21 protein-coding genes are annotated in these 20,425 nt (G+C 52.4%); 14 read left to right on the forward strand and 7 right to left on the reverse strand.

What is annotated here, in order from left to right; translation table 11 throughout:
• Positions 1 to 40 precede the first annotated feature (40 nt).
• From IE117_RS11870 to IE117_RS11880, 3 genes are all read right to left on the reverse strand, one after another.
• A complete protein-coding gene (locus tag IE117_RS11870) occupies positions 41 to 1,702 on the reverse strand; it encodes a response regulator (protein WP_189564630.1) in 1,662 nt (553 codons plus the stop codon).
• Positions 1,703 to 1,801: 99 nt separating this feature from the next.
• Positions 1,802 to 3,184 carry an ATP-binding protein gene (locus IE117_RS11875; protein WP_189564631.1) on the reverse strand — a complete coding sequence of 461 codons (1,383 nt, stop codon included), beginning with the start codon at positions 3,182 to 3,184 and terminating at the stop codon, positions 1,802 to 1,804.
• A gap of 64 nt (positions 3,185 to 3,248) precedes the next feature.
• Positions 3,249 to 4,115: a sugar phosphate isomerase/epimerase family protein gene (locus IE117_RS11880; RefSeq protein WP_189564632.1), complete on the reverse strand. Its 867-nt coding sequence runs from the start codon at positions 4,113 to 4,115 to the stop codon at positions 3,249 to 3,251.
• A gap of 276 nt (positions 4,116 to 4,391) precedes the next feature.
• Here IE117_RS11880 and purU point away from each other — a divergent pair, with 276 nt between their 5' ends.
• From purU to IE117_RS11895, 3 genes are all read left to right on the forward strand, one after another.
• Complete coding sequence (gene purU / locus IE117_RS11885; RefSeq protein ID WP_229580928.1) at positions 4,392 to 5,201, forward strand: formyltetrahydrofolate deformylase; 810 nt, start codon at positions 4,392 to 4,394, stop codon at positions 5,199 to 5,201.
• Between the two features lie 115 nt (positions 5,202 to 5,316).
• Complete coding sequence (locus IE117_RS11890; RefSeq protein ID WP_189564634.1) at positions 5,317 to 5,832, forward strand: gamma carbonic anhydrase family protein; 516 nt, start codon at positions 5,317 to 5,319, stop codon at positions 5,830 to 5,832.
• Positions 5,833 to 5,889: 57 nt separating this feature from the next.
• Entirely contained in the window at positions 5,890 to 6,726 is an 837-nt protein-coding gene (locus IE117_RS11895; protein WP_189564635.1) for a fumarylacetoacetate hydrolase family protein, read from the forward strand.
• 3 nt (positions 6,727 to 6,729) lie between these two features.
• Here the strand turns inward: IE117_RS11895 and IE117_RS11900 are convergent, their stop codons facing one another.
• Positions 6,730 to 8,235, reverse strand: a complete 1,506-nt coding sequence (locus IE117_RS11900; RefSeq protein ID WP_189564636.1) for a bifunctional metallophosphatase/5'-nucleotidase — start codon at positions 8,233 to 8,235, stop codon at positions 6,730 to 6,732.
• 4 nt (positions 8,236 to 8,239) lie between these two features.
• Positions 8,240 to 9,709 (reverse strand): M61 family metallopeptidase, encoded by a 1,470-nt coding sequence (locus IE117_RS11905; RefSeq protein ID WP_189564637.1) that lies wholly within the window; start codon positions 9,707 to 9,709, stop codon positions 8,240 to 8,242.
• Positions 9,710 to 9,827: 118 nt separating this feature from the next.
• Here IE117_RS11905 and IE117_RS11910 point away from each other — a divergent pair, with 118 nt between their 5' ends.
• The 9 genes from IE117_RS11910 (at position 9,828) to accC (ending at position 16,830) form a co-directional block, all read left to right on the forward strand.
• Positions 9,828 to 10,514, forward strand: coding sequence for a hypothetical protein (locus tag IE117_RS11910; protein ID WP_189564638.1), 687 nt, complete (start codon positions 9,828 to 9,830; stop codon positions 10,512 to 10,514).
• Positions 10,515 to 10,625: 111 nt separating this feature from the next.
• Complete coding sequence (locus tag IE117_RS11915) at positions 10,626 to 11,258, forward strand: acetyltransferase (RefSeq protein WP_189564639.1); 633 nt, start codon at positions 10,626 to 10,628, stop codon at positions 11,256 to 11,258.
• 42 nt (positions 11,259 to 11,300) lie between these two features.
• Complete coding sequence (locus IE117_RS11920) at positions 11,301 to 11,858, forward strand: YceD family protein (protein ID WP_229580774.1); 558 nt, start codon at positions 11,301 to 11,303, stop codon at positions 11,856 to 11,858.
• A 116-nt stretch (positions 11,859 to 11,974) separates the two neighbouring features.
• The gene (gene rpmF, locus IE117_RS11925; protein ID WP_189564640.1) at positions 11,975 to 12,169 is read left to right on the forward strand and encodes a 50S ribosomal protein L32; all 195 of its coding nucleotides are present in this window, start codon (positions 11,975 to 11,977) and stop codon (positions 12,167 to 12,169) included.
• A gap of 133 nt (positions 12,170 to 12,302) precedes the next feature.
• Complete coding sequence (gene plsX / locus IE117_RS11930; protein WP_189564641.1) at positions 12,303 to 13,241, forward strand: phosphate acyltransferase PlsX; 939 nt, start codon at positions 12,303 to 12,305, stop codon at positions 13,239 to 13,241.
• 27 nt (positions 13,242 to 13,268) lie between these two features.
• Positions 13,269 to 14,273 carry a beta-ketoacyl-ACP synthase III gene (locus IE117_RS11935; RefSeq protein WP_189564642.1) on the forward strand — a complete coding sequence of 335 codons (1,005 nt, stop codon included), beginning with the start codon at positions 13,269 to 13,271 and terminating at the stop codon, positions 14,271 to 14,273.
• Positions 14,274 to 14,380: 107 nt separating this feature from the next.
• Positions 14,381 to 14,947, forward strand: coding sequence for an elongation factor P (gene efp, locus IE117_RS11940; RefSeq protein WP_189564643.1), 567 nt, complete (start codon positions 14,381 to 14,383; stop codon positions 14,945 to 14,947).
• 44 nt (positions 14,948 to 14,991) lie between these two features.
• Positions 14,992 to 15,468: an acetyl-CoA carboxylase biotin carboxyl carrier protein gene (gene accB / locus IE117_RS11945; protein ID WP_189564644.1), complete on the forward strand. Its 477-nt coding sequence runs from the start codon at positions 14,992 to 14,994 to the stop codon at positions 15,466 to 15,468.
• 18 nt (positions 15,469 to 15,486) lie between these two features.
• On the forward strand, positions 15,487 to 16,830 hold the full coding sequence (gene accC, locus IE117_RS11950) for an acetyl-CoA carboxylase biotin carboxylase subunit (protein ID WP_189564645.1): 1,344 nt from the start codon (positions 15,487 to 15,489) through the stop codon (positions 16,828 to 16,830).
• Between the two features lie 108 nt (positions 16,831 to 16,938).
• On the opposite strand, the gene IE117_RS11955 is transcribed toward accC, so the two are convergent.
• Entirely contained in the window at positions 16,939 to 17,742 is an 804-nt protein-coding gene (locus IE117_RS11955; RefSeq protein ID WP_189564646.1) for a transglutaminase domain-containing protein, read from the reverse strand.
• Positions 17,743 to 17,966: 224 nt separating this feature from the next.
• Here IE117_RS11955 and IE117_RS11960 point away from each other — a divergent pair, with 224 nt between their 5' ends.
• Both IE117_RS11960 and IE117_RS11965 read left to right on the forward strand, forming a co-directional pair.
• Positions 17,967 to 18,278, forward strand: a complete 312-nt coding sequence (locus tag IE117_RS11960; protein WP_189564647.1) for a hypothetical protein — start codon at positions 17,967 to 17,969, stop codon at positions 18,276 to 18,278.
• A gap of 61 nt (positions 18,279 to 18,339) precedes the next feature.
• The gene (locus IE117_RS11965; RefSeq protein WP_189564648.1) at positions 18,340 to 19,647 is read left to right on the forward strand and encodes a glucuronyl esterase domain-containing protein; all 1,308 of its coding nucleotides are present in this window, start codon (positions 18,340 to 18,342) and stop codon (positions 19,645 to 19,647) included.
• 7 nt (positions 19,648 to 19,654) lie between these two features.
• Here IE117_RS11965 and IE117_RS11970 read toward each other — a convergent pair whose 3' ends face one another.
• Positions 19,655 to 20,416: an SDR family NAD(P)-dependent oxidoreductase gene (locus IE117_RS11970; RefSeq protein ID WP_189564649.1), complete on the reverse strand. Its 762-nt coding sequence runs from the start codon at positions 20,414 to 20,416 to the stop codon at positions 19,655 to 19,657.
• Positions 20,417 to 20,425 lie beyond the last annotated feature (9 nt).

Consider the following 20,425-nt stretch of genomic DNA (forward strand, 5'->3'; position numbering starts at 1 on the left):
AAAGCAGACGGCCATTAGATGATGGCCGACCGCTAAAAACCTACATTTCCGCCAGGTACTTGTGCACAAAACTAATGGCCATCGCACCTTCTCCAACGGCGGAGGCGACACGGTTCATGGCCGAGGCGCGGACGTCACCCGCCGCGAACACACCCGGCACGCAGGTTTCGAGGGTGTAGGGTTCACGTTTTTTCTTCCAGATTTTCTTGTAATCGGGGTAGTTGACCAGGGCGCGGCCCGTTTCGATGAAGCCGCGCTTATCGATGAGCATTTCGGTGGTGATCCACTCGGTGTAAGGCTTCGAACCAATGAAAATAAATAGCGCGTCCGCTTCTGCCGTCCGGGTGCTGGAATCGTTCAGGTCTTCTAATACCAATTCCTGCAAATGCCCGTCGCCCCTGGCTTCCGCGATTTCGGTGCAGGGCAGCAGGTGTATGTTATCGGTAGCGTCGATCTGGTCGATCAGGTACGACGACATGGTGGCGGATAAATCTTGCTTGCGGACGAGGATGTAAACGTTCCTGGCAAACTGCGAAAGGTACATTGCGCCCTGGCCGGCGGAATTGCCGCCACCCACGATGTACACTTCCTTGTCGCGGCAGGCGTTGGCCTCGGTGGTGGCTGCCCCGTAATACACGCCCGCACCAGTGAAGTTTTCGACTCCCTGGGTTTCCAGTTTGCGGTAGTTGACACCCGTCGTGATGACGATACTCTTGGTGTTGACCGTCTTGCCGTTGCCCAGCGTCAGAATTTTGTAGTTGTCTTTGATTTCGATGCCTACCACCTCCTCGGGCGACATGAAATCTACCCCGAAACGCGTGGCCTGGGTGATGGCGCGGCGCGATAGTTCGGCCCCGCTCAATCCCGATGGAAAGCCGAGGTAGTTCTCGATCCGCGAACTCGTACCCGCCTGTCCGCCGGGAGCACGCTTCTCGATCATCAGCGTTTTCAAACCCTCCGATCCACCGTACACCGCCGCCGATAGTCCCGCCGGTCCCGCGCCGACGATCACGACATCGTACATTTCATGGGTAGTCTGCAGGCTGAGGCCCAGCTTTTCGGAAATGGTCCGAAGTTCGGGCTGCACCAGAAAACTACCGTCTTCAAAAAACACAAAAGGCGCATCCTTGGCTTCCAGATTATTAAGGGTCATGAGTTCCTGACCACGCTCGCTGGTTTCGAGGTCGTACCACTGGTAAGGATGGAGATTGCCCGACAGGAAATCCTTGATCTCGTGCGACTTGGGTGAAAACTGGTAGCCAATGACCCGGATGCCGTCGAACTCGGGAATATTGTTCATCTGCCAATCTTCCAGCAGGTCGGTCAGCACGGGGTACATCTTCTCCTCGGGCGGATTCCAGGGCTTCATCAGGTAGTAGTCCAGCTGCACGTCGTTAATGGCCTTGATCGCCGCATCGGTGTCGGAGTAGGCCGTCAACAGCACCCGCTTGGCGTGGGGAAAAATCTTCTTCGCTTCCGTAAGGTAGTCGACGCCGAGCATCTCGGGCATCCGCTGATCCGAAACGAAGAGGGCCACGGTTTCGCCTTTCTGCTTTAAATCTTTCAACGCATCCAGCGCTTCCTGCGCCGAATCGGTACTCATGACTTTATATTCCTTGCGGTATTGGCTACGCAGATCCCGCGTCAGGGCGCGAAGTACCTGCGCGTCGTCATCCACGGCAATAATAATGGGCTGCTTCATATGCTATTAATTTGGAATGAGTGAATGAGTGAATGTCGGAATAAGCAGGGGAGTCTTCCGTTTCCTGGTCATTCCATAATTCACAAATTCAAAATCGGATCACTCTATTGGCAGACAGACGTTGAACTCCGTGTGCCCCGGGCGCGAATTGACCTTGATCTGGCCGTTGTGGCGTTTGACGATATTCTGAGCGATTTCCAGGCCCAGGCCACTGCCTTTGCCAATTTCTTTGGTCGTGAAAAAAGGATCAAAAATTTGTTCAAGAACATCGGCCGGAATACCAGTGCCGTTGTCGATCACTTTCGTAATGACAAATTCGCGATCCTGCCGCGCCTCGATGCGTATTTCGCCCGCCTCGGGCAAGGCATCGATGGCATTGTCGATTAAGTTGGTCCACACCTGGTTCATCTCGCCCGGACTTACGCATACCTGAGGCAGGTCGTCGGGCATGTCCACTTTCACCTTTACGTTATTGGCTTTTATTTTGTGTTGGAGGATACGCAGGGTACTATCTACCCCATCGCGCAGCACGATCATCTTCTTGTCAGCTCCGCCGTCCATGTGGGAGTATTCCTTAATGGAATGCACGAGGTCGCCGATGCGCTGGGAGGCCTCGGCGATTTCATCCACCATTTTTTCGGTGGTCAGTACGCTGTTGACCCAAGTGAGCACGGCCGTCAGATCCTTGGGTAGGATCAGTTCGCCAATCTCCTCGAGTTCCTCCATCTTTATGCCATACTCGGCGAAAGATTCGGCGATCTCAAAGCTTTCCTCCACTTCATGATCTTCCAGCCAGTCAGTCAGTTCGTCTTCCAGCCCGGAGCGTTCCATCAGCGTTTGATCCGGAGCACCCCGCTGGAGTACGGCGCTCAAAATTTCATTTATCCGATCTACCCGCGCCTCGTCGGACTCAATGGAAATGACCTGCTTGAATTTCTCGGGTACAAAACCCAGATGTTTTTTCAGGGCTGATGCACTGCGCACAACCGCTGCCGCCGGGTTGTTGAGTTCATGCGCCAGGCCCGCCGAAAGTTTACCAAGCGAGATCATTTTTTCGTTTTGCTGGTCCAGCTTCGTGAAACTGCGAATTCGATCCAGCATCAGGTGGACGAAACTCTCGACCAGTTCGTGTTGGGTGGTGATCATCTCTGGAAACTTGTCCCGGTGCAACCGCAACGCAGTGGTTTTTTCCAGGGCTACGGCACTAGCGGCCCCGATCTTCATCCGTGAATAGGGCAGGAGCCCCCCGATGTAGTCTTTTTCGTTGAAGCCGAGTTCACGGTGCTGTCCATTGCGGTTGACAAACATCCGCAGCCGACCTGCAATGATGATCAGCAGATAGTCTACCGGATCGCCGTTCCGGTAAAGGTAGTCGCCTTCCTTTACCTCAATAATTTCGGAGTTCTCCACGAGCCACTGCAGCTCCGGCTCGGGAACGGAGGAAAGGCTTTCGTTGCCTTTCAATTCTTTCAGGATGTCCATATTAACGTTGAGTGAGGGGATGTGGGGCTAACGCAGACCGGGCAACGGAAAGTTTCCTTTCCGATTACTGCTTCAGCCCCTTCAGATACTCGATGCTGATTGGTACAAAAGCCAGCTCCTGTTCGCTTTCGTCCTCAATGAAAAAGTGCTTGATGCCGACCTTTTTAGCCGCGCGGATGATATTTTCGATATCCACTTGCCCGGTGCCGAGGGGGACGTCATTTTCGTGGGGCGTTCCACCTGTCAGGTCACCTTTCACACCCTTTTTGAGGTCTTTGAGGTGCATCAGTTTCCAGCGGCTGCCGTATTTGTTGAGGAGCGCCACCGGATCGCCGCCACCGAAGTGTGTCCATAGCACATCCATTTCAAAGGAAACGTACTTTGGGTCAGTATTTTTAATCATGTAGTCCATTAAAGTACCCTCTTCGTATGGCTGAAACTCATAGCCGTGGGTGTGGTAGCAGAATGTGAGGCCATTGTCTGCCAGTACTTTTCCCACCCGGTTAAAGTCCTCCACTGCCTGCTTGGCGTTGTCGAGCGTGAAATTTCCGCGCTGATGCGGAATCCAGGCTACCATCACAAACTTGGAACCCAGGGCTTTGGCTTGCTCCACGACTTTCATCGGGTCTTTCACGATCTGCTCATAGCCCGCTCCGGTGCCGACAATGTCGATACCCCGAGCGGCGCACATCTTGCGGAATTCCTGGGGCGTCAGGCCGCCGGGCGCGCCTGCCTCGATCTCTGTAATGCCCAGTTTCTGGATCGTGTCCAGCACCGCCGCCACGCCTTTGTCCCAGTGGTTGCGGTAAGTGTAGGCTTGTACGCCCAGCGGATGCGTGTAGAGCGCCTTGCCCTTTTTCTGTGCTAAAACATCGGAGCAATCCAGACCCAGGAAGGCGATCGCCGCAATGAGGATAAGAAGTTTTTTCATTATAAAAAAGATAGGTTACTGATTTTAAGGCACTTGTGGAAGGTCGGTTTTTTGAATCGACCTGTATCTGACAAAGTTAACTTTCGCAAAGCTTTACTCATACAAAACCAAAGTCAGATTCGCTGTTTCAATCGTTAAAATCCGACTTGCGGCCATGCTGCTTTTGTACAAGTCAGCTTTGTCGTTACTTTGTCGTTCAGAATTTGATGTTTCGCCACAAAAAATAAAAAAATGGCCGACCGCCAACCGCCCAAAAACCATCGTCATATCCTCCTGATGAATGGTCCCGATCATAAGGGGCTCATCTACCTCGTGACCCGTGTTCTGTTCGAAAATAATCAGAATATCATTAAGAACGACGAATACGTGAGCCCATCGGGGCAGTTTTTCATGCGGACGGAGTTCGAAGGCGAAGCCGACCTGACGAAACTTACCGAAACACTGAATGCCGAACTACCCGAAGGCATCGGGCTGCGCATTAACCCCACGAAAAAAAAAGACATCGTGTTGTTGGTGACCAAGGAGCACCATTGTCTGGCCGAACTACTCATCCGCTATGCTTTCGACGAACTGGATGCCAATATTCAGGCAGTAGTCAGCAATTATAATATTTTACAACCACTGGTGAGCAAGTTCGGCATTCCGTTCCACTTTGTGACGCACGAACACAAGAGCCGCGAAGAACACGAGGAAGCCATTTTGCGGACTTTGGAGGTGTACCAGCCGGAGTACCTGGTGCTGGCCAAGTACATGCGGGTACTGACGCCGACTTTTGTGCAGCAGTATAATAACCGCATTGTCAATATCCACCACTCATTCCTGCCCGCCTTCATGGGGGCCAATCCTTACCGTCAGGCGTACAATCGGGGGGTGAAAATCATCGGGGCCACGGCACATTTCGTCAATAATGACCTGGATGAAGGTCCGATCATTGCCCAAGACGTAAAAGAGGTAGATCACCGGCTTACGGCCGCCGACATGGCTACCCTGGGCCGCGACACCGAAAAAATAGTACTATCGAAGGCGCTCAAACTGGTCTTTAACGACCGCGTTTTCATTCACGACAACCGGACGGTAATTTTGTAGACCGCTTATACCTTGACTACGGCGAACCTTGTCTGTCTTTACCGGACCGCCGGGCCGTCGAGGATTAGGTTTCTTTGTAATCGGGCTTTCCTAATAAAACCAAAACGCTCACGCCATGCCCCTCATTAAAACTGTTCGTGACTTGACCCCCGCTTTCGGCGACGATTGCTGGCTGGCCGACAACGCCACCGTAGTAGGTGATGTGGTGATGGGCCAGAACTGTACCGTTTGGTTCAACGCTGTGGTGCGTGGTGATGTCAATAGCATCCGCATCGGCGACTTTTCCAATGTCCAGGATGGGGCCGTGATTCACTGTACCTATCAGCGTTTCGCAACTACCATTGGTAACTATGTTTCGATTGCGCACAACGCCATCGTGCACGGCTGCACCCTTGAAGACCGCGTATTGGTCGGTATGGGAGCCATCGTGATGGACGGAGCGACGGTCGGCACGGGGTCGATCATCGCCGCCGGAGCCATTGTCACGCAGGGTACGCAGATTGAACCCGGCAGCATATACGCCGGCAACCCGGCCCGTTTTCTGAAGAAAATCACGCCCGAACTGGATGCCATGATTGACCGCACGGCGATGAACTACGTCACCTACGCGGGCTGGTATCGATCGCAATAAGGCGCAAAAGAATTTTATTAATCTACTTTCCTGAATTTATCCTAAATCCGCAAAACAATGAAACTTTACCGCACCCTACACGGAATTCTGCTGGAAAAAGAAAACCAGTACTACCGCCTGCACGAGTCCGACTGGGACACTGTCGTAAACCGCGACGACCTGCACGCCTGGCTCGTGACCCAAACCGAGAGTTTACTGCTGCTGCCCTTTACCGATGGCTCGCCCATGCCCGAGGTGATCGCGCCCATCGGCACGCAGGAAGTATGGGCGTCGGGCGTGACGTACTTTCGCAGCCGTGAGGCCCGGATGGAGGAGTCGGAAAAAGCGGGTGGGGGTAGTTTTTACGATCGTGTCTACTCCGCCGAGCGGCCAGAGCTATTCTTCAAAGCCAATGCCTGGCGTGTCGTGGGAGATTCGGGAAAGGTGCGTATCCGCAAAGACTCTGGCTGGGACGTTCCCGAGCCGGAACTGACGCTGTTCGCTACGTCTTCCGGTAAACTGGTGGGCTACACGATTGGCAACGACATGAGTTCGCGCAGCATCGAGGGCGAAAACCCGCTTTATCTACCTCAGGCCAAATCGTACGATGGCAGCGCGGCCCTCGGTCCCTGCCTGTACGTGACCGACGAAGTACTTTCGCCCGATACCGAAATCAGCATCGCCATCATCCGCGACGGCGAGGAGGTTTTTGGTAATACGGTACTCCTTTCCCAAATGAAGCGCAAACCCGACGAGCTGCTCGGCTTCCTGTTCCGCGAAATGGCCTTTCCGACGGGTGTCTATTTGATGACAGGAACGGGCATCATTCCGCCTTCGGAATTCACCTTGCAGTCGGGGGATAAAATCTACATTACCATCGAGCCGATCGGGACGCTGGTGAATACAGTGGAATAACCATCACTTCTTCCTCAAATAATCGATAAACACCTTCCGCACGTCCGAGCGCGGGTCATCGGGGGCGGGGGTGAAGATGGGCTGTATGATTCCGGGGTGGGCGGGAATGAGGAAGCTCATCCCAAACTCCTTGCCCGTAAGCAGGAACTCCGGTAAAACTACCTGGTAAGTGCGCGTCTGATCGAGTGGCTGCCCGGCGATGTACCAGGTACGGGAATCGTCGGCGTAGCGGACGTTGGCGTGATGCAGGAAACCGCCCTTCCCCCGGCTCAGCCGCCCGGCTTCCAGTACTTTATGGAGCAAGTCGCCCGTCATGTTTACTTGTTTGATACCGCCGCCAAACGGGAGAATGCGCACGATGTCATACTGCGAGATAGGTCCTTCCAACACATCATCCACCCGCACGGAACCGCCGTTGAATACCGCCAGGTCGCTGCCCGGAAACGCCTGAAACATACTTTCGGCGATGAGCGTAGTTAACGTACCGTGTTCGCGGCGGACCGTAGCCTCGAGTCCGTCCCAGGGCTCGGGGGTAGTGTACACCACTTCATTGGGGTCGAAGCCCTGCTCGCGGAAACTCTCGTTGGCGATAGTTTGCCACTTGGTCACCAAAGCAGCGGTCGCCGGGTCTTCGGGGGTAGTTTCGTCAATCGTTTTTAGTTCCGATTCGAGATTGATCAGCTGATTCTTTCGGTTGAAATGCAGGCGGTGTATATAGACCGTTTTGGCGTTGGCATCGGCCTTGGCGACCACGGTGCTGCCTACTTTCAATTGCATGTGGTCGTGGTCGTGCCCGCCCATGATGAGCGTCAGGCCGGGAATTTGTTCGGCCATGCGCTGGTCGTCAACGACGTCGAGATGGGTGAGGGCCACCACGGCGTCACAGCGGTTTTTAAGATCTTCGTATTCGCGCCTGGCAGCATCAAAGGGATCGGTAACCTGCACATACTCTTTATTCACGGGAATGCAGATGCCGAAAATTCCCACGCGCACCTTGCCATTGTCCAGCACCAGTGAAGTCGGGAAGTTGGCGCCGTCTTTGCTGAACGGCACGGCCTTGTTGCCCTGCCGAAGCTGCATGTTGGCGATTACCCAGCGAAATTTCGATTCCTCGATCCGCTGGTTTAAAGTCGAGGGTGCATCATCGTCGTAATCGAACTCGTGGTTGCCGAAGGTAGCCAAATCCAGGCCGGCCGCGTTGAGTACGTCCACCATCTGCCTGCCTTTGATGCGTTCGCCCTCGTAGCGCAGCGTCCCGGTAACCGAAGGGCTTAGAAAATCGCCCGCCAGCACAAAAAAAGTACCTTTGGGGTTCTCCTTCTTCAATTGCTTGTTGAGATACGCCACCCGCGCCAGACCGCCCGCTTTGCCATTATCGAGCGGCGCGATTTCGTAGACATCGTTAATGTGCAGGAATGTGATCGTACGGCCTGATTGGCAGCCCGTCAAAATAATCAGCAGCCATACCCAGCGGAGAAGCGTAAATCGGGAAGTAAGGGATTGGAACATAGGGTCAGGATTGGGGAGAAAGCATCTGTGCCGAAGCCAGCCAGCGTTGCCATTGCCGGGCCGCGCGGGCATCGTCCAGCACATTGAGCTGAATGTTTCCGTTGCTGAATGTCGTCATCTGCAACCCGATAAAGGCTAAGGCTTCGTTCAGGCGGCTTTCAAGTGGTGTCGTTCCGGCGATGCACTCGGCCCAGTACCAATCCAGCGGTTCTCCGGCCACTTCTTCCACCACCGATTGGTAATCCTGGTAAGAGTACCCGACAAATGGCTGCCCGTAGCGCTGCCATAGCATCCGCATGACGTCGTCGAGGGAGCGGGCGTGGTCGGTCTTTTTTCTCAGATACAAATCCAGAATCAATGCGACCAACGCCCCCTTGTGGTACACCGACACTTTGCGCTCCGGAATGCCTTTTTCATAACCGTCGAGCCACAAATCCCAGGAGGATTCGAGCAGCGACTGCGTGGCGTTGCGACTATGCTCGAAGTGACGCTTCATGTACACCTGCAATTCTTTAACGTAAAGTTCGTCATCGAAGACGCCCGCGCGACGCAGGAAGAGGTCGCCGTAATACGTTGTGCACCCCTCCACCACGAAGCAGGTCGTGAAGTAGTTTTCCTGCGTAAAATCGTAGGGCAAAAGCTCTTTGGGGCGAATGCGAATGGCGTTCCAGGCGTGAAATAGTTCGTGCGAGCTCACACCCAGCAAATCATTGTAAAGCCCTTCGCCTTCATCATCTGGCCCCAGCACGATCATCGTGGAGTTATGATGCTCGACACCATGGAAAAAAGCTGTGGGCAGAATGAGATTTATGAAATGAAATTCTTGCTCGGGAAACTCGCCCATCGTGGCGATCTGCTCGCGGGAAAAAGCCGCGAAGTCAGTGCAGATGCGTTTCCAGTTGGGCTGCAGATTGCCGTGCATCCAGACGTGGAAGGGGACACCCGCTTCCTCGTAGGTTTCGTGGTGCAGCGTGGCCGAGGCCAGCAACGGGCTGTCTACCAGTTGGTAGTAATCGTCGGCTTGTAACACATTGGCGTTTTCCGTGGCCACCAAACCGCAGGCGATGCGAAAGCCTTCGGGCAGAGCCAATTCTACAATGCAGGGTTCCTGAATGCGATCAACGGCGTAAAGGGTAAAGTTGATAAAATTGAGATACCACAGTTCACCATTGACATAACTGCTCCCGGCGTTCTGAATGTTGGCGTAGAAATTATAGGTGACTACGATGGATTCTTCGCCCGTCGTCGTGACTTGCCAGCGATCTTTGGTAACTTTGCGCACCGAAAGTGGCTGGCCGGAGCCACCGCGTGCCTCCAAACGCTGAATGTTTTTAGCGAAGTTCTGAATCTCATAACGACCGGGTCGCCAGGCAGGTAGTTGTAATTCAATGGCTTGACTGCCGTATGTGTCTAATGTGTAAGTGATTTCGGCAAAGTGTGATTCGGGGACCGGCACGGCGATGCGGTAGTGCATGAGGTTGAGGGTAGGGTAGTCGTGAGGTGGAGGCGCGGTGATGGCTTAGCCGCCAACAAACCAAAGGCTCGGGGTAGTTCGTTGTTACTGGAAAGTAAAATTAACAATCGTTTCTGATATGAAAAGGTTTATTCCACTATTCACTCTTCTTTTAGGGCTGCATCTGACGGCTTTTGCCCAAAACGAAGAGTATTACAAGAAAGATACACTTCCTCAACAACGTCGTCAAAGTACGATCATTATCCCCAACGAGGTCGAAAATAACCAGAATCCGGTCGATTCAAAGCCCGTGGAGGGGAGGCCTGTCTCGGAAGTACCCATGTCCATGCTGGACCGGTTGCGCCTTGGAGGTAGTTTCGGCCTGTCCCTGGGCAATTATACCAATATCAACCTTTCACCCATGGCTGGCCTCAACCTCACCGACAAATTGCTGGCGGGCGGCGGACTTACGTATATGTTCGCGAGCTACCGTCCCTTTGGAGCCAGTGCCAGCCAGCGGGTGTCGAGCAGCAATTACGGCGCACGGGCTTTTTTGATGTACACCCTTCTCCCGATGGTGACGCTGCAGGCCGAATACGAAGGACTCAATGTGCAGTACAGCAACGGCCGGGATCTTGACCGTACCTGGATCGGCTCACCACTTATCGGTGGTGCCTACACCCAGCCGCTGGGCGGGCGGTTTACGCGCAGTATTCTCATGACGGCGCTCTACAACCTCTCTTACGATAGCCAGATCAGCCCCTATACCGGACGTAACATATCCCCTTATTCCAGTCCCTTCATTTTTAGGATCACGTTTCTGTAATCAATTTTGAATGAGTGGATGATAGAACGACAGGGCCGTGCGTTAAGGATTGCTTTTGCCAGTATTCTATCATTCACTCATTCACTCATTCACTCATTCAAAATTAAAAAATTGGAAAATCCAGTACTTATTTTTGGCGCAGGGGCTACGGGCCGCCAGGCGCTTGATATTTTTCAGCGCAACGGCGTGGTCGTTTATGGCTTTTTGGACGACAACAAAGAGCTGCACGGTACCGAAATCGGTGAAGTGAGCATTCTCGGTGATACGGATGACGGTGGCTTTTTAAAAATTATCGGGAACAAGTGCGAAGCATTTGTGGCCATCGGTGAGCGGCCTGTACGCGAGCGGCTTGTGGCTATGCTCAACGAGCGTCGCAAAACGATGCCTGTCAATGCCATCCACGATACGGCGGTTGTGTCCAAAATGGCCACGCTGGGCCACGGAAACTTTGTGGGTGCCCGTGTTACAGTGGGCGCGCAGGTTGTCGTTGGTCAGCACGTGCATTTGCAGACAGCCGCCATCGTAGAGCCTTTTGCCACAATCGGCGATCTGGTAAATATTGGAGCGGGAGCCATCATCGGCGATCATGCCACTCTTGAAGAGGGCGCATTCGTAGGTACGGGAGCGGTCATTGTTTCGGGGATCCGCATTGGTAAAAACGCCCGCGTCGGGGCCGGGTCCCTGGTCATCGCCGATGTGGCAGACAATGCGACTGTATTTGGGAATCCAGCGCAACCTGTCTGAAAAGGAGGAGCCCGTTTTTAATTAAAAAAAAAGACCTTATCTTTGCAGTCCTTTTTGCAGAACGAAGTGAAAGAGCTGAGCAAATATAACATTGGTATCTACGGTTTGGAGGACAAGCCGTACGAGTTCGATTATGAGATTGGCCCGGCATTCTTCCAGGAAATAGCCCAGGACTTAATTGAACGAGGTGATTTTCAGGTACATTTGCGGTTGGAGAAGTCCAGCACGATGATTCAGCTTTGGTTCGACATCAAGGGAAGTGCAGAGTTGACCTGCGACCGATCACTGGAACCATTCGATGAGCCTGTGGACACGCAGAATCGGATGATTTTGAAGTTCGGAGACCGTGAAGAAGAGTTGACTGAAGAAATTTCCATTATCAATCGCAACGCGACGCAGATCAATGTCGCGGGCTACATTTACGAGTTCATCGCCCTGGCTCTGCCCATGAAGAAAATTCATCCTGACCTGCGTAATCAGGAGGAGGACGGAGACGAAACGGAAACCCTGATATACAGTTCCGAAAAACAAGACAGCAGTGAAGGGTCTGATAAAACTGACCCTCGCTGGGAGGCGTTAAAGAAGCTGAAAAACGAATAGCAGAGCCTGATTAGCGCTGCATATCCGGCTAATCATAAAGTTTTAGATTTTTAAATAGAGCGAAGAGCTTATTCAATAATTCACCGGGCGGAGAACCGCTCATTTACAATTAAATAATGGCACATCCTAAACGGAGACACTCCACCACTCGCCGCGACAAGCGTCGCACGCACTATAAGCTGATTTCCAAGCAACTGTCGGTTGATCCTACGACGGGCGAAGTTCACCGTTCGCACCGCGCCCATGTATATGAGGGCAATCTCTACTACAAGGGTAAGCTGATGATCGAGGATTACGCGAAAGTAGTCTGATTGGACGTGGCTTACGGCCCTGGTTTCGCAACAGCTTTGCAAATAGTTGTTGCGAAATTCTTTTTTACTGGCTGGCATCTGCTAAATTTACCCCCACGTTTTCATTTTTTAGTCAATAAAAAAAGGTGTGTAAATGAAGATTGCGGTAGATGCGATGGGTGGTGATTTCGCTCCAAAGGCGATTGTCGAAGGCGTCATTATGGCCGTCTCCGATCTGCCGGCCGACGCGAAGATTGTCCTGATTGGACGGGAAAATGCCATCCGCGATATATTACAGGAGCATAAATTTACCGGTTCATCGATAGAAATCGTCCATGCAGAGGATGTGATCGAGATGAGCGAACATCCTACCAAGGCTCTTTCGCAGAAACCCAATTCCAGTATTGGAGTTGGGTTTAAGCTTTTAAAGGAAAAAGCGGTGGATATTTTTTGCAGCGCAGGGAACACCGGAGCCATGCACGTGGGGGCACTTTTCAGCATCAGGGCCATTGAAGGTATTTTACGGCCTGCCATTGCGGGTTTTGTGCCTCAGGTGAACGGGCAGTATGCCGTCATGATCGATATCGGTGCCAACGCCGACTGCAAGCCCGACGTGCTCGGGCAATTCGGGGAAATCGGTTCGCTTTTCGCTCAGCATACCTTCCAGATCGAACGACCGCGTGTTGCGCTGATGAATATTGGCGAAGAAGAGACGAAAGGCTCGCTCATCGCTCAGGCGGCGCATCAACTTCTGAAAGATAATAAGCGCATCAATTTTATTGGTAATATTGAGGGCAAAGACCTGTTTATCAATAAAGCCGATGTCATCGTGACGGATGGCTTTACGGGAAACATCCTTTTCAAGCTTGGTGAATCGCTCTATGAGGTTACGAAAAGCAGGGGCGTTGAGGATGAGTTCATTGCCCGTACCAACTACGAGGGGGTGGGCGGCAGCCCCATCGTCGGCGTAAATGGCAACGTAATGATCGCACACGGGATGTCATCGCCACTCGCCATCAAAAACATGATTTCCTGGGCTGTGAAGCAAGTAGAAGCCAATGCCTACGTACACATAGCCCAAGCCCTCGCCTGACCATTGGAAAAAAAAGAAACACACAACATGACCCACGTAAAAGCCGCCATCACCGGCGTATTTGGCTATGTTCCCGACTACGTTCTGACTAACGCCGAGCTGGAAAAAATGGTCGATACCAACGACGAGTGGATCATCAGCCGAACAGGTATCAAGGAGCGGCGGATCCTGAAAGGTGAGGGAAAAGGGAGTTCCCACATGGGGGCCGAGGCGGTAAAGGGACTGTTGGAAAAAACAAATACCTCACCCGAAGAAATTGACCTGCTGGTGTGCGCCACTACCACGCCCGACTTCATTTTCCCTTGCACTGCCAATCTTATCTGTGATATGGTGGGTATCCGCAACATCGGTAGTTTCGACATACAGGCAGCCTGTTCGGGATTCGTGTATGCGCTTACTCTGGCGTCGCAGTTCATCGAAACCGGGAAATATAAAAAAATAATCGTGGTGGGTGCCGACAAGATGTCGGCCATCACCGACTACACCGATCGTACCACCTGTATTCTGTTTGGGGACGGAGCCGGGGCTGTGCTGCTGGAAGCCAATAATGAAGGCTATGGATTGCTGGACTCGATTATCCGCTCGGATGGTGTCGGTTTGCCTCACCTCAACCAAAAAGCCGGAGGAAGTCGTTACCCGCCCACGCACGAAACCATCGACCAGCGTCAGCACTACGTTTATCAGGATGGACAGCAGGTATTCAAGTTTGCGGTGAAGAAAATGGCCGACTGTTCCGCTGAAATCATGGAAAAGAATGGTCTGTCTGGCGACGATGTAGCTTGGCTTGTACCGCATCAAGCCAATAAGCGCATTATTGAGGCTACTGCCAACCGCATGGGAGTCGGTATGGATAAAGTAATGCTAAACATTCAGAAATACGGAAACACTACTGCCGCCACCATTCCGCTTTGCCTCTGGGACTACGAATCCCAACTTAAGAAAGGCGACAACCTGGTCCTGGCGGCTTTCGGCGGTGGTTTTACCTGGGGTACGGCCTACGTGAAGTGGGCTTATTCAGCTGATAATGAATAGTGAGAACGGATGATTTTAATGATCGTTCTTGAATTCATTGTGCATCTTTTAAGTACTTAACCGGAATAATTTTCCATTATCAATTATTCATTTTCCATTCATAAAAAATGGCTTCTACTTCTGACATCCGTAACGGATTAGTAATCGAGTATAACAACGATCTTTTTCAAATTATTGAATTCCAGCATGTGAAGCCGGGGAAGGGTAATGCTTTTGTCCGTACGAAAATGAAGAGCTTGACTTCCGGTAAGGTATTGGACAATACCTTCAACTCCGGGGCGAGCATTACACCCGTACGGGTCGAGCGGCAGAAATTTCAGTTCCTGTATAAGGACGAGGTTGGCTACAACTTCATGAATACCGAGAACTTTGAACAAATTCTGCTGACAGAACAGCTGGTGACCGGAGCCGACCTGATGAAGGAAGGCCAGGAAGTGGAGATTTTAATGAATACCGAGAACGATGCGCCGCTGACATGCGAACTACCATCTTTTGTTGAACTGAAAGTGACCTATGCTGAACCCGGCATTCGGGGCGATACGGCCAACTCACCCAAAAAATCAGTAGAAGTGGAGACGGGTGCTAAAATCAACGTCCCCATTTTTATCGAGCAGGATGACGTACTAAAAATCGATACCCGTACCTACGACTACGTGGAACGCGTAAAATCATAATATTTCAACCATTTGTTTTCCCTCAGAACCATTACCCCCTAACTATGGAAACCAAAGAAATTCAGAAATTGATCGACTTCATTGCCCAGTCGGGACTGGATGAAGTGAACATTGAAACCTCTGAGCTAAAAATCAAGGTGAAGCGCAACGCGACGCCGACCAACGCGGCTCCTGTTGCGGCCTCAGTAGCTTCCGCTCCGGCACCCGTTCTGGCTGTACCTGCGGCCCCAACTCCTGCCCCTGCTCCCGCAGCAGCAGCTCCCGCTGAAAGCGCAACGAACTACATCACAGTGAAGTCTCCCATGATAGGTACCTTTTATCGGGCATCTAGTCCTGAGGCACCGACGCTGGTTGAAGTCGGTGATGAGATCAAACCCGGTAAACCCGTATGCATCATCGAAGCCATGAAGCTGTTCAACGAGATCGAATCGGAAGTATCGGGTCGGATCGTGAAAGTGCTGGTGGAAAACGCCACACCTGTCGAGTTCGACCAACCGCTCTTTCTGGTCGAGCCTATCTGAACCCTATTCTAAACCCTCATGCTGAAAAAAATCCTCATCGCCAACCGGGGCGAGATCGCCCTGCGCATTATCCGTACCTGTCGTGAGATGGGTATCCGGACAGTCGCGGTCTATTCCACGGCTGATCGAGATAGCCTTCACGTTCGTTTTGCCGACGAAGCAGTGTGCATTGGCCCGCCTGCCAGCCGCCTTTCCTATCTCAGTATCCAAAATATTATCTCTGCCGCCGAAGTAACGGGAGCCGACGCCATTCATCCCGGTTATGGTTTCTTGTCTGAGAATGCCGAATTCTCGCAAATCTGCACGGATTATGGTATCAAGTTCATTGGTGCTACGGCGGAGCAGATCAATGGCATGGGAGACAAGGCTACAGCCAAAGCCACTATGCGTAGCGCGGGTGTTCCTGTCATTCCAGGCTCCGAAGGATTGCTGGAATCAGTTGAACAAGGCAAGCAACTTGCCAAAGAGATGGGCTACCCCGTTATCGTGAAAGCCACTGCGGGTGGTGGCGGACGCGGAATGCGCGTCATCAATAAGGAATCGGAGTTCGAGAAAGCCTGGAACGACGCCCGGCAAGAATCCGGCGCGGCTTTTGGTAACGACGGGCTGTACCTCGAAAAATTCGTAGAGGAACCCCGCCATATTGAAATCCAGATCATCGGTGACCAATACGGCAAAGTCTGCCACCTCTCGGAGCGCGATTGCTCCATCCAGCGGCGGCACCAGAAACTTCTCGAAGAAACGCCTTCACCCGCCATGACGCCCGAACTACGCGAAAAAATGGGCGAAGCCGCCATCAAAGGTGCACAAGCCATCGGTTACGAAGGGGCCGGAACGGTAGAGTTTCTCGTGGATAAACACGGCGACTTCTTCTTCATGGAAATGAATACCCGTATTCAGGTGGAGCATCCCATCACAGAAGAAGTAACAGATTTCGATCTTATTAAGGAACAAATCAAGGTGGCGGCGGGCGAACCCATTTCGGGCCGAAACTACACACCCAAGCTGTTCGCGATGGAATGCCGCATCAATGCCGAGGATCCGGCTAACGGTTTCCGGCCGAGCCCTGGCAAAATCACCAACCTGCATTTTCCGGGTGGTCATGGGGTGCGCATCGACAGCCACGTGTATAGCGGATATACCATTCCGCCCAACTACGACTCTATGATCGCTAAGCTGATTGTCAGCGGCCAGTCACGGGCCGAGGTCATCACGCGCATGAAGCGGGCTTTGCAGGAATTCGTTATCGAGGGGGTCAAGACTACCATTCCTTTTCACATTAAACTCATGGACGATGAAGGTTTCCGTTCCGGAAACTTCACGACAAAGTTTCTGGAGAGTTTCGATTTCAGCGATTTGTAGTCTGTCGATATTTCTCTTACCGATATCTCAAAAAAAGCGGCCCTTTCCATCTGGAAAGGGCCGCTTTTCGGTATAGGCCATGAAAGGAAACTACCTGCTCGTTTTCAACTAAGCATTCTCTGCTTCCAGGAGCTGGGTCTCTACCGTCATATTCTGTAATTGCATGTTACCGAACTGCGTGACCATGGCCACATCGGCGGCATCACGGCCGTGGCCGATTTCGATGCGGTAACCATGGGTATTTTCCTGCACTGAGTCGAAGGTATACCACTGGTCACCCAGGTAAGCTTCCACCCAGGCATGCAGGTCCATTACTTCCAGCTTGTCGATATAGCCAACCGTCATACGGGCCGGGATATTCAGACTACGGCAAAGCGCGATGACCAAGTGGGTAAAGTCACGGCAAACGCCCGTACGGTTGTTCACCAAATCGAGGGCAGTGGTTGTAGAGTTGGTAACGCCGTATTGATAATTCACATTCTGGTGCACCCAGCTACGGATTGCTTCTACCTGCTGGTACCCTGGTGCAGCATTGCCTACGATCTGGGAAGCCAAATTATAGATCTGCGACAAGTCTGACTGGCAGTAGCGGCTGGGCAGAATATAGAGCATAATGTCATCAGGTAGTTCTTCGATATTGACGAAACCCGGCAACGGATTGGGTAGCTGTGGTGTCTCAACCACGTCGGCCTCCACCTCGGCAGTTATTGTCACTTGTCCCATCGGCAAAGTGGCTCGCTGGCAGGAATTACCGTAGCTGTCGATGAATTCTGAAAAGTGAACGGACGGATCGATGTCGAAATTTTCTTTATAAATGGCCTGGCCACCCTGCCGCCGCGGACGCAACATCATCGAAACGGGAGTCGGGTTATTTACCTGGTAGTTAAAGACGCACTTGCCTCGCATTTTCATAAGGAGAGAATTGTATTTTTATAGGATAAAATATTTCAGTTATTTGATTGTCAGTCAGTTTCGTCACTGACTCTGTTTTTTGTATAAAAACTGTTCCTGAAAGGCAAACGTGGAGCTACACGCTAAATATAGTGCGCAAAACTACGAAGGAAATAGGGGAAAGTGGCACCTCGATTGTCTGAAAAGCGTTATGGTACCAGTTTAAAATGAAATTGAAAAAAGCTATGAAAAGGTTGAAAACGAGTATTTTTCCGTTCCTGCTGCTGGCATTTGTCGTATTTCTGTCAAGCTGTAGTTACTCATCATATCCGGCGCGCCCTCATTACGGTCATACCAATGGATACGGCCACCCGCATCGTTACGGCTATGTTCGCCCGCCCCGCGTCGTGGTGGTGCGTCCCGCTCCCCGTATTGTGTACCGAAATAGCGCACCCCGTGGCAAAGCCCGGGTCAGGCGAGGATATTCAGGGCGTAGTTACGCCGGACGCGGCAATGGCCGGAGCAATCGTAACTACGGTAGCCGGGGTCCCAGGTAGGAGTGGGCAAATTTGATTGGTTTGGATAGTAGGAGAGTAGTCATTGCCAGCTTTTAGCGGTATGAAAAAGATTCTCCTGCTATCCATTTTTTTTGCTGCAATCGGGGCCCATGGTACTAAGTCCCTGGCCCAGGAAGCCAACTACGACGAAAGCAAAGTCCCGGCTTATACCCTTCCCGAAGTACTGGTTACCCAGGATGGCCGGAGAGTGAACTCCGTCACCGATTGGGAGACCAAACGCCGTCCCGAAATTTTGGCCTTGTTTTCTGAACAGGTGTATGGCAAAACGCCCACGCAAAAAATTCCCATCCGCTTCGAAGTGACGGATCTGGATAGGAACGCGCTCGGCGGCAAGGCCACGCGAAAGCAGGTGCGGGGGTACTTTTCGGTGGACAAGGCGAAGTACATGGACATCCTGATTTATCTCCCAAACCGCGTCGGCGAACCGATATCCAGAGAACCTGTCCCTGTTTTTCTGGGTTTGAATTTTGCCGGTAATCAGACTGTTCACGCCGATCCGGACATAGCTATCACGCAGAACTGGGTACCGGCCTGGAAAGACCCTGGTATCGTAAAAAATCACAGCACCGAAGAAAGTCGCGGTACCCGCGCTCGCCGCTGGCCCGTGGAGCAAATCCTGGCGCGTGGGTATGGCCTGGCCACGGTATACTACGGTGATCTTCAACCTGACCGGGCGGATAGCTTCAATGCGGGAATTCATCCCTTATTTTTTCAAAAAGACCAGGCCCGGCCTGCCGATGATGAATGGGGTGCCATCGGGATGTGGGCATGGGGACTAAGCCGGGCAATGGATTATCTGGAAACGGACCAGGAAGTGAACAGCAAACTGGTGGCGGTCATTGGCCATTCGCGTTTGGGGAAGGCCGCGCTTTGGGCCGGTGCACAGGATGAGCGCTTTGCGCTGATTATTTCTAACGATTCGGGTGAAGGCGGCGCGGCGATTACCCGCCGTGGGTACGGCGAGCAGATCGAGCGAATCAATACCAATTTTCCGCACTGGTTTTCAGGTAATTATAAAAAATATAATAGCCGTGAAAATGACCTGCCCGTCGACTATCACGAGCTAATCGCCCTTATGGCGCCTCGTCCGGTATACGTGGCCAGTGCCTCCGACGACCAATGGGCTGACCCGAAGGGTGAGTACCTGAGTGCCTATCACGCCAGAACGGTATATGCGTTGTATGGGAAGAATACGCTATCTACTGACACACCACCAGCGGTAGAAGTGCCCGTCGGCCAAAAGACATGGACGGGCTATCATATGCGTAATGGGAAGCATGATATTTTGCTGTATGACTGGACGCACTTTATGAACTTTGCCGACTTTCACTTCGGCAAAAAGCAGTAGGTAGTTTCTACATCGCCATCATTCCCCCGTCAAGAGGTAGGGCATGGCCAGTAACGAACGAATTGGCTGGGTCGCAGAGCCAGAGGATGGCCTGGGCGATATCTTCCGGTTCGCCGTAGCGTCCCAGAGGAATGTTTTTCAGAAGTTTTTGCTCGTAATCGGGCGCCAGGGCAAAGAGCTTATCCACCATAGCCGAATGCGTAAAGGCCGGGCAAACAGCATTGATCCGGATTTTGTGCCGGGCGTATTCCATGGCGGTAGCTTTGGTAAGTCCCACCACGGCGTGCTTGGTGGCGGTATAAACCGAGTTGCCGGGCATGGCACGCAGACCAGCTACGGAGGCAACATTCACGATGCGTCCGCCACTTTTTTGCGTCAGCATTTGTCTGATTTGGTGTTGCATCCCGAAGAAAACACCTCCCAAATTCACCGCCATCACTTTCTCGTATTCTGCCGCCGGTACTTCGGCCAGCTTGGCGATGTTTCCTCCAATACCCGCATTGTTGATCGCCACATCCAGCCGCCCGTACTTCTCCACGGTCAGTTGCACGAGATCGGAGATTTGCTCGGTATTGGCTACGTCGCAATGAATAAAAGTACCTTGTCCACCGTCATTTTCGATTAGCGACACCGTTTCCTGCCCGCTCTCTTCACTGATATCGGACACAACTACCGTCGCGCCTCCTCGGGCGAAAGCCAGGGCTGTGCCCCGGCCAATACCGGATCCGGCACCAGTAATAAGAACTACTTGATCGGTGAATCGCTGCATAGCCAGGAA

This window comes from Persicitalea jodogahamensis (assembly GCF_014651615.1).
GTDB lineage: Bacteria > Bacteroidota > Bacteroidia > Cytophagales > Spirosomataceae > Persicitalea > Persicitalea jodogahamensis.